The sequence below is a fragment of the Flavobacterium undicola genome, from assembly GCF_009909155.2.
Taxonomy (GTDB): Bacteria; Bacteroidota; Bacteroidia; order Flavobacteriales; family Flavobacteriaceae; genus Flavobacterium; species Flavobacterium undicola.
The window spans coordinates 59427-76457 of the sequence record NZ_JAAAPM020000015.1 but is presented as its reverse complement, the minus strand read 5'-3'; the positions used below and the strand labels follow the sequence as shown (position 1 = coordinate 76457).

Annotated in this window: 15 protein-coding genes; 5 read left to right on the top strand and 10 right to left on the bottom strand. The window is 32.2% G+C overall.

The window, feature by feature from the left end; all coding sequences use genetic code 11:
- Positions 1-82 precede the first annotated feature (82 nt).
- Positions 83-1258, top strand: coding sequence for a GlmU family protein (locus tag GTZ96_RS10415; protein WP_161643805.1), 1176 nt, complete (start codon positions 83-85; stop codon positions 1256-1258).
- A 207-nt stretch (positions 1259-1465) separates the two neighbouring features.
- Complete coding sequence (locus GTZ96_RS10410) at positions 1466-3100, top strand: ABC-F family ATP-binding cassette domain-containing protein (protein WP_161643803.1); 1635 nt, start codon at positions 1466-1468, stop codon at positions 3098-3100.
- 253 nt (positions 3101-3353) lie between these two features.
- On the opposite strand, the gene GTZ96_RS10405 is transcribed toward GTZ96_RS10410, so the two are convergent.
- Positions 3354-3656 (bottom strand): GNAT family N-acetyltransferase, encoded by a 303-nt coding sequence (locus GTZ96_RS10405; RefSeq protein ID WP_181033174.1) that lies wholly within the window; start codon positions 3654-3656, stop codon positions 3354-3356.
- A gap of 269 nt (positions 3657-3925) precedes the next feature.
- On the opposite strand from GTZ96_RS10405, the gene GTZ96_RS10400 reads away from it, so the two are divergent.
- Positions 3926-4597, top strand: a complete 672-nt coding sequence (locus tag GTZ96_RS10400; RefSeq protein WP_161643802.1) for an alpha/beta hydrolase family protein — start codon at positions 3926-3928, stop codon at positions 4595-4597.
- Positions 4598-4730: 133 nt separating this feature from the next.
- On the opposite strand, the gene GTZ96_RS10395 is transcribed toward GTZ96_RS10400, so the two are convergent.
- Complete coding sequence (locus GTZ96_RS10395; protein WP_161643800.1) at positions 4731-5246, bottom strand: DUF2892 domain-containing protein; 516 nt, start codon at positions 5244-5246, stop codon at positions 4731-4733.
- 169 nt (positions 5247-5415) lie between these two features.
- Between GTZ96_RS10395 and rpmH the strand changes: the two genes are divergently transcribed.
- Together rpmH and carB are read left to right on the top strand one after the other, a co-directional pair.
- Positions 5416-5577 carry a 50S ribosomal protein L34 gene (gene rpmH / locus GTZ96_RS10390; RefSeq protein ID WP_007804536.1) on the top strand — a complete coding sequence of 54 codons (162 nt, stop codon included), beginning with the start codon at positions 5416-5418 and terminating at the stop codon, positions 5575-5577.
- Positions 5578-5745: 168 nt separating this feature from the next.
- Positions 5746-8601: a carbamoyl-phosphate synthase large subunit gene (carB, locus tag GTZ96_RS10385; protein ID WP_161643798.1), complete on the top strand. Its 2856-nt coding sequence runs from the start codon at positions 5746-5748 to the stop codon at positions 8599-8601.
- Positions 8602-8816: 215 nt separating this feature from the next.
- Here carB and GTZ96_RS10380 read toward each other — a convergent pair whose 3' ends face one another.
- The 8 genes from GTZ96_RS10380 to GTZ96_RS10345 all read right to left on the bottom strand — a co-directional run bounded on the left by GTZ96_RS10380 (position 8817) and on the right by GTZ96_RS10345 (position 16881).
- Complete coding sequence (locus GTZ96_RS10380; protein ID WP_161643796.1) at positions 8817-9446, bottom strand: hypothetical protein; 630 nt, start codon at positions 9444-9446, stop codon at positions 8817-8819.
- A gap of 141 nt (positions 9447-9587) precedes the next feature.
- On the bottom strand, positions 9588-10262 hold the full coding sequence (locus tag GTZ96_RS10375) for a TIGR02117 family protein (protein ID WP_161643794.1): 675 nt from the start codon (positions 10260-10262) through the stop codon (positions 9588-9590).
- A gap of 172 nt (positions 10263-10434) precedes the next feature.
- Positions 10435-12414, bottom strand: a complete 1980-nt coding sequence (locus GTZ96_RS10370; RefSeq protein ID WP_161643792.1) for a KUP/HAK/KT family potassium transporter — start codon at positions 12412-12414, stop codon at positions 10435-10437.
- Positions 12415-12533: 119 nt separating this feature from the next.
- Entirely contained in the window at positions 12534-14042 is a 1509-nt protein-coding gene (locus tag GTZ96_RS10365; RefSeq protein WP_161643790.1) for a hypothetical protein, read from the bottom strand.
- A gap of 178 nt (positions 14043-14220) precedes the next feature.
- On the bottom strand, positions 14221-14682 hold the full coding sequence (locus GTZ96_RS10360) for a sensor of ECF-type sigma factor (RefSeq protein WP_161643788.1): 462 nt from the start codon (positions 14680-14682) through the stop codon (positions 14221-14223).
- A 17-nt stretch (positions 14683-14699) separates the two neighbouring features.
- Complete coding sequence (locus GTZ96_RS10355) at positions 14700-15122, bottom strand: hypothetical protein (protein WP_161643786.1); 423 nt, start codon at positions 15120-15122, stop codon at positions 14700-14702.
- 33 nt (positions 15123-15155) lie between these two features.
- Positions 15156-15698, bottom strand: coding sequence for an RNA polymerase sigma factor (locus tag GTZ96_RS10350; RefSeq protein ID WP_161643784.1), 543 nt, complete (start codon positions 15696-15698; stop codon positions 15156-15158).
- 61 nt (positions 15699-15759) lie between these two features.
- Positions 15760-16881, bottom strand: a complete 1122-nt coding sequence (locus tag GTZ96_RS10345; RefSeq protein ID WP_161643782.1) for an SRPBCC family protein — start codon at positions 16879-16881, stop codon at positions 15760-15762.
- Positions 16882-17031 lie beyond the last annotated feature (150 nt).

The following is a 17031-nucleotide window of genomic DNA, read 5'->3' as shown; positions in this document are numbered from 1 at the left end:
TTTTTATTTTTATCTATTTGAAAACTTTGTAACTTTGGCTCGGGTTTTAAGAAAAAACTCAATTAATAAATAGACAACTTTTATGAATTATATACTTTTTGACGGACCAGCTCGTAATGCTTTGTTGCCATTTACTTTTACTCGTCCAGTGGCGGATGTTTTGATTGGAATTTTAACGATTCGTCAAAAATGGGAAAAATATTTAGGTTCAACCATTACTACTTTGACTGAAGAATATTTGTCTGATAAATATCCAATGGTGGAATTAGAAGAAAATGTAATGATTAATGCTTCGTTTCTTCCAAATGAAGTTTTGGCCGAAATGGTTTCGAATTTAGAATCCAATCAAGCTATTTTTAAAGGAGAAGAAGTAATTGCTTTTTATACTAATGATAGCCAGGAAGAGGTTGATTTTGACAGTTATGAAATTATCGAATATAGTGAGGAATGTTTAACGGTTATGAATACCTGGGATATTTTTTCTAAAAATGATGCAGCAATCCGTGAGGATTTTGAGTTTTTAACCGAAGAAAGAAAATCGCAAGCTATTCCTAAAAGTGTGAATGTCATTGCGCCAGAGAATGTATTTATTGAAGAAGGAGCTCAATTAGAGTTTGTGACTTTAAATGCATCAACGGGGCCTATTTATATTGGGAAAGATGCTTTAATCATGGAAGGGACGGTTATTCGTGGGCCTTTTGCGCTTTGTGAAGGTGCTGTGGTAAAAATGAGTGCCAAAATTTATGGAGCAACTACCGTAGGGCCTTATTCTAAAATAGGAGGAGAGGTTAATAATTCGGTGTTATTTGGTCATTCGAATAAAGGACATGATGGGTTTTTAGGGAATTCGGTTCTAGGTGAATGGTGTAATATTGGTGCTGATACTAATAATTCGAACCTGAAAAACAATTATGACGAAGTGAAATTATGGAGCTATGAAACCGAAGGTTTTGCTAAAACAGGATTACAGTTTTGTGGTTTAATGATGGGGGATCATAGTAAATGTGGTATCAATACCATGTTTAATACGGGAACTGTTGTTGGGGTGAGTTCTAATATTTTTGGAAGTGGATTTCCTCGCAATTTCGTTCCTAGTTTTTCATGGGGCGGAGCTGCTGGCTTTGCAACTTATACCACTAAAAAGGCTTTTGAAACCGCTAAATTAGTAATGGGAAGAAGAAATATTGAATTTGATGAACAAGAAGCGGCTATTTTAGAACATGTTTTTGAGGAAACTAAAAAATGGAGAAAGGATTAATTAGGTAATTAGTCAATTTGCAAATTAAATAATTTTTTAGCAACCCGATAGTTTTTAAAAAACTGTCGGGTTTTGTTTTATTATAGATTTCAAAAAAAGTTCTAATTCCTAAATTGTCTAATTCTCTAATTAATCTATCTTTGCGCTTTTAAATTTATTGAGGACAGAAACTTCTAACTTCCAGCCTCTAACTTCTAACTTCAAACAATGATTACAATTAACGACATATCCGTTCAATTTGGCGGAACAACTTTGTTTAGCGACGTTTCTTTTGCTATAAATGAAAATGATAAAATTGCCCTTATGGGTAAAAATGGTGCTGGAAAATCAACTTTACTAAAGATTATTGCAGGAAATAGCAAACCGTCAACAGGAAGTGTTTCGGCTCCTAAAGATGCAGTTGTGGCTTATTTGCCGCAGCATTTATTGACTACTGATGGTGCAACAGTGATGGAAGAAGCGTCTAAAGCTTTTTCTGAATATTTTTCTATGAAATCAGAGATTGACAAAATCAATGAGCAATTGACTATTCGTACAGATTATGAAAGTGATGAGTACATGAAATTGATCGAAAGAGTTTCAGACTTAAGTGAGAAATTTTATGCTATTGAAGAAATCAATTACGAGGCGGAAGTTGAGAAAATATTAATTGGATTGGGTTTTGTTCGTGAAGATTTTTCAAGACAGACTTCGGAGTTTTCCGGAGGATGGAGAATGCGAATCGAATTAGCGAAAATCTTATTACGCAAACCCGATTTAATTTTGCTGGATGAGCCTACAAACCACATGGATATTGAAAGTATTCAGTGGTTAGAGGATTTCTTGATTAATTCAGCTAAGGCGGTTGTGGTTATTTCTCACGATAGGGCTTTTGTTGATAATATTACCAATCGTACTATTGAGGTTACGATGGGAAGAATTTACGATTATAAAGCAAAATATTCTCATTATTTAGAATTGCGAAAAGACCGTAGGGTTCACCAGCAAAAAGCATACGATGAACAACAAAGAATGATTGCAGATAATCGTGCTTTTATTGATCGTTTTAAAGGAACTTTTTCTAAAACTGATGCGGTTCAGTCACGTGTGAAAATGTTAGAAAAGTTAGTTATTGTTCAGGTTGACGAGGTAGATAATTCAGCTTTAAAATTGAAATTTCCGCCCGCTGCCCGTTCAGGACAATATCCGGTTGTGGTTAAGGATTTGTCAAAATCTTACGGAGATCATGTGGTTTTTAAAGATGCTAATATTGTTATTGAAAGAGGTCAAAAAGTAGCTTTTGTAGGGAAAAATGGTGAGGGTAAATCGACAATGATTAAAGCTATCATGAAAGAAATTGGAATTGATGGCGGAAGTTTAGATATTGGTCACAATGCTCAAATTGGGTATTTTGCTCAAAATCAGGCGTCATTATTGGATGAAAATGCTACTATTTTTGAAACCATTGACGCTATTGCTGTTGGAGATATTCGTACTCAAATCAAGAATATTTTAGGAGCATTTATGTTTCAGGGAGATGATATTACTAAGAAAGTAAAAGTGCTTTCGGGAGGAGAAAAAACACGTTTGGCAATGATTAAATTGTTGCTGGAACCTGTGAATTTATTGATTTTGGATGAGCCTTCGAATCACCTGGATATGAAAACCAAAGACATTATTAAAGATGCTTTGCGTGATTTTGACGGAACTTTAATCTTGGTTTCTCACGATCGTGATTTCTTGGATGGATTAGCAACTAAGGTTTTCGAATTTGGAAATAAAAGAGTAGTGGAGCATTTTGAAGATATTTCTGGTTTCTTAGCGCATAAGAAAATGGAAAATATGAGAGAAATTGAAAAATAGATTTTAGAAATAAAATAATTGAGGTATGGTGATTGCTTTTGAAAAAGTTAAACACGGATTTCACAAATTTACACGAAATTCAATCTGTCTTAATTGCACTAATTTTTAGAACTGTTCTTGTAATTCGTGTAATTCAATTTTTAAAATTGATGTTATTTGTGAAAATTCGGGAAATTTGTGTCTGAAAACTTTAAATGAGAATAGCCTGATATAGAAAAGAGCATTTGTGTCATACAAATGCTCTTTTTAGGTTTTATAATCTGATTCCAGGTGGAAGTAATTCTTTGTATGAAGGATTTTTTTTGAAAAACTGCACAATTCTGGGATAGATTGGAACTACTCTTAATCGCTGTTCTATTGCGTTATCTAAGATGTTTTTTATCAAATTATCGATGAATATTTCGTTTTTAAATTCTTCGGGAGTGTTTATTTTGGTTAAAAATATTTTTCTTTCTTGAAAGGAATATTCAACGGTGACCAGTCCTTCGGGTATGGTGGTTTCAAATTGTCTTGCAAAAGTGTTGTCTCTGATTTCTATTGTTGTAATTGATTCCATAACTTTTGTTTTTTGAATTTAGACTAAAAAGATTAAGTTGAGTATTTTTAACGAATACTCAATTTTATAAACGAACCATTTGTATAGTGATTTTTGAAATAGATTTTGGAAGTGCAAAGGTAAGTATTTGATAATCAAAATCAAATCATTTTGGCATCTCATTTTGTTTGTAGATGATGAAGGGGATGTTTTCGTGATTATAAAATTAGGTAGGCTGTTTAAAAAACTTTAAATTAGTTTTTTAGCAATATGAAATTTGAAGTTAGAATATGAGTCGAATTCCTGTTTATTTTATGCCTGGATTGGCAGCAAATCCTTTGATTTTTGAAAGGATTAAGCTGGATGATACTCTTTTTGATGTTCATTATTTAGAATGGGAAATTCCGAAACCAAGCGAAACTTTGGAGGATTATGCACAACGAATCGCTTTTCATATAAAAGAAGAAAATCCGGTTTTAATAGGAGTTTCTTTTGGAGGAATTGTGGTGCAGGAAATGGCAAAACATATTGCTGTTAGAAAACTAATTATCATTTCGAGTGTAAAAACAAATTTAGAGCTTCCAAAACGGATTCAGTTAGTAAAAAAAACATTGGTGTACAAGTTAATTCCAATGCGTTTGATATTGAGTTTTGGTAAGTTGGCACAATTTGTATTTGGAGAAAAATTCACACATAGGATGCAGTTGTATGAAAAATTCCTTTCGGTGCGGGATATTAGTTATTTGAATTGGGCGGTAGAAAAAGTGGTTTCTTGGAATTGTTGCGTAGTTGATGAGCGTGTGATTCATATTCACGGAAATAAAGACAGAATGTTTCCAATTAAGCATATAAAAAAATGTATTGTTGTAGCAGGAGGGACTCATGTAATGATTTTTACCAAATACCGTTGGTTTAATACTCATTTGCCTGATATTATTTTGAATGAAAACGCCAAATTTTAACTCCTAACTCCTAGCTTCCATCTTCCAACTCCCATCTATTGAGATAGCTATTCATCGCAATAAAAAAATCCCAGATTCACAATTGGAATTTGGGATTTTATCCCGAAGCTTCGGAATTGAAATTTAAAAATCGTTAGATTTTCTTCATTTGATCTTTCATCATTGTGATTTGATCTTTTAACATGTTTTGTTTGTCTAGTTTTTTAACTTCGCTAATCAAATTAGTTGCTTCTAATTTTCTTCGGCGTGACAAAGCAATTCCAGCTAAATTTAATTTGGCTACAGCCAAATCCATATCCATAGATAGTCCTAGTTCGATAGCTTTCTTGAAATATTTTTCAGATTGATTGATATTTGTTTGCGAAAGCATAATTCCGTGTAGGTAATTAAAGTATCCTTGTTGCTTTCTTATTAAAGCCGATTCTGGATTTTTAATGAACGAAAGCCATTTTTGAGCGCCTTCAAAATCTTGTTTTCTTAGTTTTAAAAAGGCTAATAGGATAAATTCGTTTCTATAATAAAGAAAAATAGGAATTGCAGTCAGTAATAATAAGAAGATTCCGTTTCCAATATTGTTCTCTGCAAATTGCCAAATGCTAGTAATTACGATAAGTCCAGCGATAATAAGTTTGATATTCTTGTTTAACATGATGGGTATATAATTTGTGCTTGCAAAGATAGTAAAAGGAATTAAAAATATTTTTATAAAACTTCTTGCCAGAAAAAAAAGTCTTTGTATATTTGCACTCGGTTTCAGAATAAGTATTATTCGACCAAACAAAAGACACATATAAATAAGATTTTAAAGATACAAAGCAATGAGTAAAAGAACGTTTCAACCATCGAAAAGAAAAAGAAGAAATAAACACGGATTTATGGACAGAATGGAGTCTGCGAATGGAAGAAAAGTTCTTGCGCGTAGAAGAGCTAAAGGAAGACATAAATTGACTGTTTCTAGCGAACCTAGACACAAAAAATAATGTTTGTATAAGCATAGATAAGGGCGTTACTTTTTTTAGTACCGCCTTTTTTTATATCTTGTCGGTAAAATAAGACTCAAACTTAAGATTTTTAATGAGTTGCATCATTTTTTAATCTGAAATTGATGAGTAAAAAAAATTACTTCATAAAACAATAATTACAATATAATGCCAAAAGACACTTCCATAAAATCAGTTTTAATTATAGGTTCAGGTCCTATTGTTATTGGTCAAGCTTGCGAATTTGATTACGCAGGATCACAATCAGCACGTTCTATTCGCGAAGAAGGAATTGAGGTTATTCTTATCAATTCGAACCCTGCTACAATTATGACCGACCCTTCTATGGCGGATCATATTTATTTGAAGCCTTTAACAACAAAATCGATTATCGAAATTCTAAAAGAGCATCCACAAATTGATGCTGTATTGCCTACTATGGGAGGACAAACAGCTTTGAACTTGTGTTTAGAGGCTGAAGAAAAAGGGATTTGGAGTGATTTTGGAGTAAGATTGATAGGTGTTGATATTAACGCTATTAATATTACTGAAGATAGAGATCAATTTAAAGATCTTCTTAAAAGAATAAATGTACCTACAGCTCCTGCTGAAATTTGTACTTCTTATTTAAGAGGAAAAGAAATTGCTCAGGAATTTGGTTTTCCACTTGTAATTCGTCCATCGTTTACACTTGGAGGAACTGGAGCTTCTATAGTTTACAAACCAGAAGATTTTGACAGATTATTAACTGCCGGTCTTGAAGCATCACCAATTCACGAAGTTTTGATTGATAAAGCTTTGATGGGATGGAAAGAATATGAATTAGAACTTTTAAGAGATAAGAATGATAATGTTGTAATTATCTGTTCTATCGAAAATATGGATCCAATGGGAATTCATACCGGTGATTCGATTACAGTAGCACCAGCGATGACATTATCGGATACTACTTTCCAAAAATTACGTGATTATGCTATCCTTATGATGCGTAGTATCGGAAATTTTGCTGGAGGATGTAACGTACAGTTTGCGGTTTCTCCAGATGAAAAAGAAGATATCGTTGCCATTGAAATTAATCCACGTGTATCCCGTTCTTCTGCATTGGCATCTAAAGCTACAGGTTACCCAATTGCTAAGATTGCATCAAAACTGGCTTTAGGATACAACTTAGATGAATTGCAAAACCAAATTACAAAATCGACTTCGGCTCTTTTTGAACCAACATTGGATTATGTAATTGTGAAAATACCTCGTTGGAACTTTGATAAATTTGAAGGATCTGATAGAACTTTAGGCCTTCAAATGAAATCAGTAGGTGAGGTAATGGGTATTGGACGTTCGTTCCAGGAAGCTTTACACAAAGCCACTCAATCATTAGAGATTAAACGAAATGGTTTAGGAGCTGACGGAAAAGGATATACAAATTACGAACAAGTAATTGAAAAATTAACTTATGCAAGTTGGGATCGTGTATTTGTAATTTACGATGCTATTGCAATGGGAATCCCGTTGAGCAGAATTCATGAAATCACAAAAATTGATATGTGGTTCTTGAAGCAATACGAAGAATTATTTACTCTTGAAAAAGAGATTGCTAAATATACTGTTACTACTTTACCAAAAGAATTGTTATTAGAGGCTAAACAAAAAGGTTTTGCCGATAGACAAATTGCTCACATGGTGGGATGTCTGGAAAGTGAAGTTCATGCTTTACGTATGACAATGGATATCAACCGTGTATTTAAATTAGTAGATACCTGTGCGGCTGAGTTTAAAGCAAAAACACCATATTACTACTCGACTTTTGAGGCTGAAATTGAAAAAGCAGACGGAACACGTTATGTAGATAATGAGAGTACTGTTTCAGAAAAAAAGAAAATTATCGTTTTAGGTTCAGGACCAAATAGAATTGGACAAGGAATCGAGTTTGATTACTCTTGTGTACACGGAGTTTTGGCTGCTAAAGAATGTGGTTACGAAACTATCATGATTAACTGTAACCCTGAAACAGTTTCGACTGACTTTGATACTGCTGATAAATTATACTTTGAACCAGTATTCTGGGAGCATATTTATGATATTATCCAACACGAAAAACCAGAAGGTGTAATCGTTCAGTTAGGAGGTCAAACAGCTCTTAAATTAGCTGAAAAATTATCTAAATACGGAGTAAAAATCATCGGAACTAGCTTTGATGCATTGGATTTAGCTGAAGATAGAGGACGTTTCTCTGATTTATTGACTGAGTTAAAAATTCCTTTCCCGAGATTCGGAATTGCTGAAACTGCAGATGAGGCTTCGGCTTTGGCAGATAAATTAGATTTTCCTTTATTGATTCGTCCTTCTTATGTATTGGGTGGTCAGGGAATGAAAATTGTAATTAACAAACAGGAATTAGAAGAACACGTTGTTAACTTGCTAAAAACGATTCCAGGAAACAAATTGCTTTTAGATCACTATTTAGATGGTGCGATAGAAGCGGAGGCAGATGCCATTTGTGATGCTGATGGTAATGTATATATCATCGGAATTATGGAACACATTGAGCCATGTGGAGTGCACTCTGGAGATTCTAATGCTACATTGCCTCCTTTTAACTTAGGAGAGTTTGTAATGCAACAAATTAAAGATCATACACAAAAAATTGCTGTAGCTTTGAAAACAGTTGGATTAATCAACATCCAGTTTGCTATTAAAGATGATACGGTTTATATCATCGAAGCTAATCCAAGAGCTTCTCGTACCGTTCCATTTATTGCAAAAGCATACGGTGAGCCTTATGTAAACTATGCTACTAAAGTAATGTTAGGACACAATAAAGTAACTGATTTTGATTTCAATCCTCAATTAAAAGGATTTGCAATCAAACAACCGGTTTTTTCTTTCAGTAAGTTCCCTAATGTAAACAAAGCTTTAGGACCTGAGATGAAATCAACAGGAGAAAGCATCTTGTTTATTGACGACTTAAAAGACGATCAATTCTACGAATTGTACTCTAGAAGAAAAATGTATTTGAGTAAATAATTATTCGAATTCTGATATGAAAAAAGCTCCAATTTGGAGCTTTTTTTGTTATTATCCTAATCCTACTAATCGTTGAGGGCACAGAAATACAATTCTGCGCTAACCTTTGCGTATATCTGAGTGGTCGGGTGTATTTTCGGCAAAACGAAAATACATTAAAAACGATAATTCCACTAAATCTCCAGTCAACCTAAACAATTGTTACAAGTAATTGTTCATCCATTAATTTTTAGATTGTTAAATGAACTTTTTATATATTCCCAAAACATACCGCTTGCTTCTTGGGGTATTATGAAAGTCATAATTAAACTTGCAATTGTTCCGATAAATAATGATTTCCAATCAAACTTATTTAACTCATCTACTTTTAGAGAAAGAATATCTAATTTATTTTCAATTATTTCTAACTTTTCTTGAGATAGATTTAAAAGCTTAATTTTTACTTTTAATTCTTTTATGCTTTCTTTGGCTTGTATTTTTTCAGTTTCTGTAAATTCATCGTTTAAATCTTCATATTCAGTATTTAGAAAATTTGTATTTTCAAATGTTTCCCATCCTGTAGTTGAAGTCAGTTCTGTAGAAACTTGTTTCGCCCAATTGTCAAATCTTTTTTGTGTATTTATCCAAGTATCATTTAGATTATATGCATTTTTTCGATCTATTGAAAAAATTGATAATAAATAAGTATCATCTTTCGTCTTTTCTATTGAAAAAGAAAAATAATCATATTTGAATTTAACTTTGAATTCTTGATATTCTCCAGATGTTTCAAAATCAATTAGGTTTAGGTTGTTTTTTTTGAATATATCTGAAAGTTCTTTTTTTTGTATGTTAGTTATTCTCATTTCTTTTAAGTTATTGGTACACATTTATATTTTTGACAATGTTAGATATATCACATTTAATAAATAGGGGAGATGAGTCTAATCATCTAACTTTATATTCTATCAAAATATATTGATTAGTTGCTTTTACATTTATTAATTTTATTTGTATTTCGAAAAAATTCCAGAATCAGTTGCTGTCCAAAAACAGCATTTTTGACCACAAGCTTTCAAACCACTGTTAGCCCAGCTATTGCAAGTCTTTACTATGCTGTAACTTCCGTTTGCTTCATAAAAAGCATCAGTTTTACTATAATTGGCATCAGTTTTTATAGGGATAAAATTACCATCAGTATCTTTTTGAAAACTATCAGTAATGTAAGTAATTAAGCGCTGGTATTGTTCTTTGCTAATTAGCATTGATTTGCAGTCTTTGCCTAATTTCATTTGCTTGTAATAAGTAGCATGAATAGCGGTTGTACTTAATCCTGATATTGCCTTAAATGCAACCGAAGCTTTTAGGTCAGACCATTCAGGAGTTTCTAAATAAAATCCTTTATCTCCCCATCCTAATGCAATATACTTATAAGTTGAATCAGCTGCTATGGTGTTTTTAAATTGAATTTGTTTGCTCCAATCTATTTGATCGCTTGTTATAGGCATTACAATATCGGTATGAACGCCATTTGTTAGGATGTAAATTTCAACTTCTGGTTTTGCGTCAGCTTCTTTTTCAATTGTTATTATTGAAAGTAAATAGGCTATTATTACGTACAGTAAAATGAACCCCAAAAGAAATAAGACTAATTTTAAAAGAATTTTAAATGTGTTTTTCAAGTTGGTTTTTGATTGAAATTTCACCAAATTTAATTAAATATAGTTCATTTCAAAACGTTGAAAGAAAAAAAACAGCAAGTAAAATCTTTAAAATTTTTATCCTATAAATGAAAAAGCGACTGAGAATAGTAATTTTACTATTCTCAGTCGCTTTTTATAAATACTACATTTATTAAATGTGTATTTCTCTTGCGTCTAGACGAGTTAAGTCAATGTTTTCAGGGGTATGAAGTATCATCGGGAATTTTTCTATTTTCACAGAACTACTATCTAAACCAAAAGCACTTTCTTCAGATAAACTCAGTTTTTTGATAAAGAAATACGAGTTCATAATAATGTTTTCATGCCATTTTAATTCGTTGTCATTTGATAAAAATTTCTCAGACAGTACAAATTTAAAGTCGCCAATAATGTTGTTTTTGTTTAATGATTCATAACGGCTTCTAATGTCTACTTCTCCTTTTTTAACCATGTCTTTGATTACTTCTTTAAACATCAGGTTGATTTTTGTAGGCTCTCTAAAACCTAAATTAAAATCAACACGGTATAAATCATCTTTAAGAATTTCGGTTACTCTATATTCTGTTTTGTAAGGTTCCGTCAGGATGTTTACGTGTACAAACCAATAGATGTCGGCTCTTTTTGGTCTTTTTTGTAAAATAGAATACATTACCTTTTCTTCTATTTCATCTACACGTCCTGCATTTGTCATATATACTAAATGTGTAGCATATTTAGGAATACTCAAGTCAACACTTAGTTCGCTTAATACTTTTAAGTAATCTTGAACTTTTACAATTTTAGTATAGCTCTTGGTAATTTTTTTAGCTGTAAACCAAATAGACATAACGCAAATTAAAAGAGTTGCAATGATTAAGGTTACGTAACCTCCCTCAGCAAATTTGGTAATATTGGCTGCTAGAAAGCTTAATTCAATTAACAGGTAAATAGTAATTAATGGAACCATGAAGTACAATTTTACTCTTTTCATTATCAAATAAAAATTAAGTAAAATGGTGGTCATTATCATACATAAAATAATGGCTAAACCATAGGCATGTTCCATATTGCTGGATTCTTCAAAATGGAGAACGATTCCCACACAGCCAAAGAATAATAGCCAGTTTATAGATGGAATATACAATTGTCCTTGTACTTCGGTTGGGTAATTTATTTTTGCTTTTGGCCAAAAATTCAATCGCATGGCTTCATTTATTAAAGTAAACGAACCGCTAATTAATGCCTGAGAAGCAATAACGGCTGCCAAAGTAGCGATAACAATTCCGAATGGCTGAAACCAATGATCCATAATTAAGTAGAACGGATTTCCGTTTTTTCCACCTAAACTTTGTAGTGTTTGTCCTTCGTTATGAATTAAATAAGCTCCTTGTCCAAAATAGTTAAGTACTAATGTTGCTTTAACAAAAATCCAACTGATTCGGATATTTTTTCTTCCACAATGTCCCATGTCTGAATACAAGGCTTCGGCTCCCGTAGTACATAAAAAGACAAATCCAAGAACAAAAAAACCATCTGGATGAATCGTTAACAAATGATAAGCATAATAAGGATTGAAGGCTTTAAAAACTTCAGGATGTTTAGCTATTTGAATAATACCTAATATTCCAAGCATACTGAACCAAATAAGCATCATTGGAGCAAAGAATTTCCCAACTAGTTTTGTTCCAAATTGTTGTATGGTAAAAAGAATAAATAAAATTCCAATGACAATAGGTACTGTATTTATTTCAGGGTAATACGTTCGAATTCCTTCTACCGCTGAAGATACCGAAACGGGAGGTGTAATAATTCCATCAGCTAACAAGGCACTACCTCCAATAATGGCTGGTACTATGAGCCATCTAATTTTTGTTTTTTTTACTAAAGCATACAGAGCAAAAATTCCACCCTCGCCGTGGTTGTCAGCATTTAATGTTATAACGACGTATTTTATTGTTGTTTGTAATGTTAAAGTCCAAAAAACTGCTGATATTCCTCCTAAAACTACATCGGCATTAATGACGTGCTCTCCTAGTATGGCTTTCATTACATATAATGGAGAAGTTCCAATATCACCGTATATAATTCCTAATGTAATTAATAAACCTCCTAATGTAAATTTACTGTGTAGATTTCTATGTGATGTGCTCATGTATGATTTTGTAAACGCGTCAAATTTACTCTTTTTTAAACAATTCAAAACTTATTATTTTTAAAAAACAAAAAAACACGACCAATTGGTCGTGTTTTTAATAATAGCTTTTGATTTTGTTAGATTCTTCGGTTGTTATTTCTGGAAGAATTGTTGTTTTCTCCTCTGTTGTCACTATTTCTATTAGATTCCGCTCGTTGTGTTGGAGCGCTAGGTCCGGACATTGTTCCTCTATTTTGACTATTTTCTCTGGCGTTTTGTGCTCCTTGTGAGTTGTTTTCTTGTCTAGGAGAATAAGTTCTCGTTGTTGGGTTTTGTGGTGTTTGATTTTGTCTTGGATTTCCCGCGTTGTTTTGTTCGTAGGCTCTACTTTCTGTTCTTTGAGTTGAATTTCCTCTTGAGTTGGAAGCATTGTTTGGATCGTAGGCTCTACTTTCTGTTCTTTGAGTTGTGTTTCCTCTTGAGTTAGAAGCATTGTTTGGATCGTAAGCTCTGCTTTCTGTTCTTTGATTTGAATTTCCTCTTGAGTTGGATGCATTGTTTGGATCGTAGGCTTTACTTTCTGTTCTTTGAGCTGAATTTCCTCTTGAGTTAGAAGCATTGTTTGGATCGTATGCTCTAGTTTCTGTTCTTTGAGTTGAATTTCCTCTTGAGTTAGAAGCATTGTTTGGATCGTAAGCTTTACTTTCTGTTCTTTGTGTATTGTTTTCTCTTGAACTGTTAGTTGCATTATTAGGATTGTAGTTTCTAGACGGTGTGTTTGGTCTGGAAGTACCCGATCTGTTTTCTGAATAGTCTCTTTGTGTTTCTTTTCTAGGTGTTGTGCTATATTGTCTACCAGTTGAATTTCTGTTTGTTGAATTGTTATTGCTATAATATCTTGAACCTCTTCTTTGATCTAAATCGTAACGATTAGAGTAATTACTATTTCTTTTTGAGAAAGCATAATTTGGATAACGTCTTTCATAAGCATTTGTACGTCTGGAATTATATAATGAAATGGCCAGATTACTTCTTCTGTAGCTTACATAATTGTAACTGTTATGAAAATTTAAGCACAAACTAATGTTGTTTCTATATCTGTATACAGGATATGGATTCCAGGCATAGTAGTAAGATGGATAATAATTCCAGTACCAGTTTGAAACATAAGGGCGGTAATTAGAAGTCCAAAAAGAGGCATAGATTAATGGAGTCGAATAATACACTGGTTCGTAGATGTAGTTAGAACCATACATGTATTCGTTACCTATAAATTGTACTTGCACTCTATTGTAGTTGTCTCTTTCGATATCAATAGTTGCTACGTCTTGGTATACATCACGATCTAAAACAGCTTGGATAATAACTACGTGCGTATTGTATTCTACTGATTCTATTACACGCAAGTAATCTACTTCGTCATCATTATTTAAGTCTAAATTAGAAATTTGAAGTTCAGGATCATTCAGACGTCTTTCAAAATCTTCCAGATTTCTTGAGTCTCCAAAAATTGAGGCAACAGCTCTCAAATCGAGATTGTCACTAATTTCGTTACTCATTGCGTTTACTGTACTTTTATTTTGAGCTTCTGTTTGTGTGATAAAAAAAGAAGCTATAATGCTTAAGAATATTATTTTATTTTTCATGGCTACTGTTTTTTTAATATTGATAATTTGAGATATTCAATTACTGTGCCAATTAATTTAAAGTGATTTTGGTAGTTGTGATATGCAGTTTAAGAACGCATAAAATCAGCTAATAATATAATGGAAAAAGCCGTCGCGTTTTTTTAACGTGACGGCTTTACCCAATCTTTTTAATGTGTTATTTGTTTTTTCTGCCTCTATCTCCGTATTGTTGGAGTAATTTTCGATTAAAATCTTCTTCGGCTTTTTTTAATTTCAAGATTTTTGTTGCTGAAAAAATTGTTCTCAAGCTTTTGCTGAATTTTTTTCGCAATAAAAATAATTCTTCATCATTAGCTTCCATTTGCGAAAGTAAAATTGAAGCATCTCTTTCGTTCATTTTGCTAAGTGCGTCATCACTCAATTTACTTTTGAAGGCTTTCATTTTTTCATGTCTTAGTTCGAATTGTTTATCGTCATAAGCATTATAAATGGGCCAGAATTTTTCAGATTCTTGGGAGCTAAGATCGAGTTCGGTAGTTAAAAAAGCTACTTTTAAGGATCTAATTTGTTCTTTTTTATCGTTTATATTGTCTTTGTCTTGGGCATAAAAGCTACAAGTAAAAAGTAATAATAAGGGTATAATTTTTCTAAAATTCATCTTCCGTTTTTTTAATATTATTCTATAATATAATGTTCTAAATTGTTGTTACTTATTAAAATATCCTCAATAGTTTTGTCTTCTAAAGCGATATTAGTATTGGTGCTGATGTTGTCAATGTCCTCTTCGTCCAGTACATTTATTAAATCATATTGATTCACATTCGATTGATAGCTTAAGTAATTTTCTAAGGTTACAGGATCTATTTCGCTTGAACGACTCGCATTATTAATTACAGAAGGAATAAGTAAAGCTAGCACAAAAATAGCGGCTACCATCATAATAATTGCTTTCTTTTTTTGGAATAGCGAAATTGTTTTTGGTTCGTTTTTAGGCAATTGTTCTATTAGATTCGCTGAAAACTTTTCAAAAAAAAGGTCTTCGGGAGTTTTGAATCCAGATTCAATTTTAGGGATTGTATTTAATTTAAATTCTTTCATGATATCTATTAGACTGAATGAAATGTAAAAGGTTTAATTTGTTGTTAAAAGGGCTTCAATTTTTTTTACTGCATGATGATAAGAGGCTTTTAGTGCACCAACGGATGTACCAAGAATCTCTGAGATTTCTTCGTATTTTAATTCTTCAAAATATTTCATTTTAAATACTAATTGCTGTTTTTTAGGAAGTGTTACAATGGCTTTGTGTAATGCAATTTGAATATCGTTTCCGTCAAAATAAACATCAGCTTTAAGATTGTCTATTGCTTTGCTTTGTAAGGTTTCGGATGAAATTCCGCTTTTTTTTGCTTTTTGATTTAAAAAAGTCAGCGCTTCATTAGTAGCAATACGGTACATCCAGGAAAATAATTTGCTTTCGCCTTTAAAATTTTTAAGATTTTGAAAAACTTTGATAAAGGTATTTTGTAAAACATCGGCGGTATCATCATGATCTAAAACAATGTTTCGAATATGATTGTACAGTGGCTTTTGATAGGTATGCAACAACTTTTGAAAAGCATCGTTTTGCGTTTTCGGATTTAATAATTGTTGTATGAATTCCTTTTCGTCCAGCAAAGTCTTTTGTTGAATTAGATGTAAAAGTTGTGATATGGTTTAATGGACGAAAAGAAATTTTTTAAAATTCTGATTCTTCCTCTGCTGTTTTTGGTTTAGATTCTTCAATAGGATTGTTTCTCTCTACTGCTGCTGCCGGATAGTATGTTTTTTCTTGAGGAACTACTTTTGGTACAATAGGAATATAGACCTCCGTAATCCATTTAGATGTGTTTTTAATTTCATTTTTACCTGAAGTATAAATTTCTAAATGTGAAAAAACAGGATTTGGAGTTAGTTTGTTTTGATTTAAATAAGCGACGGTTTTGCTATAAGCAGTTTTTAGGTGCGAATAGTCCCCGGTTAATGTTGTTTTAGCACCTTCAAAAGCTTCTAGTTTTCCAGCTACAATTTCGCTTCCGGAACTAAAAAAGATAGCATCTCTAATGGCAATACCAATAGTGATTTTAGCAAGTCCCTTTGCAGTATCATAAGTGTGGTAAATAATAAAGGGTTTTCCACTAATTACAATATTATTTTTTTTGCAAAAAGTAGTCAGTTTAGGAATAATAATTTTGAAGTTCTTATTTATTTTGACTAACTCACTTGTGAAAGACTGCCCAATATAATTCATAACGGGTTTTTGAACTATCCCATTATTAATAGTCGAAAAGGTATTTATCTCATAATCTAGTGCTTTGTCTAAGTTGGCTAAACTTTTTTCGTAAATAGTCCCAATTACATTATCTACACCACCATTTATAGCAGAGTAAATTTTAAAGAAAAAGCTCATTTTTCCTTTGGTTTTCCAGGTTACTTTTGTTCCGCCAATAGTATCTTTAAAATTCCAAAAAACAGTAGATGTGGTTCCTTCAAATTCCATGGATTGTACAATACTATCGTTTTCTGTGATTCTAATAGTACGCATTTCACCACTACCGTCTTTCCCTTCCCAGGAATAAGAAGCGCTTTTGCCAATAGTATTTTGAGGGTACTTTATTTTTATTTCTGGATCTTCAGTTGTCCATGAACCAAAATCACTCCAGTTTCTGTAATCATTGATATAGTTATAAACTGAAGATCGGGGAGAATTAATAATCTTACTTCTTTCTACAAGGAAATCTCCTTTTTGTGTAGCAACAAATATTGATAAGGCGACTAAGCTAAGTAAAAATAAAAGAAAGATATATTTTAAAATTCTCATAGTAAATTGATTATTTTCTGTTGTAAAGTTAGAAATTTTATCAATATTCGAAGCTGTGAGCGCAAAAATTATAAAAAGAGATGCTTTATTGTCAAAATAGAAAAGAATTCTTGAATATTTCTGAATAGCAGCTTATGGTCAATTAACGGA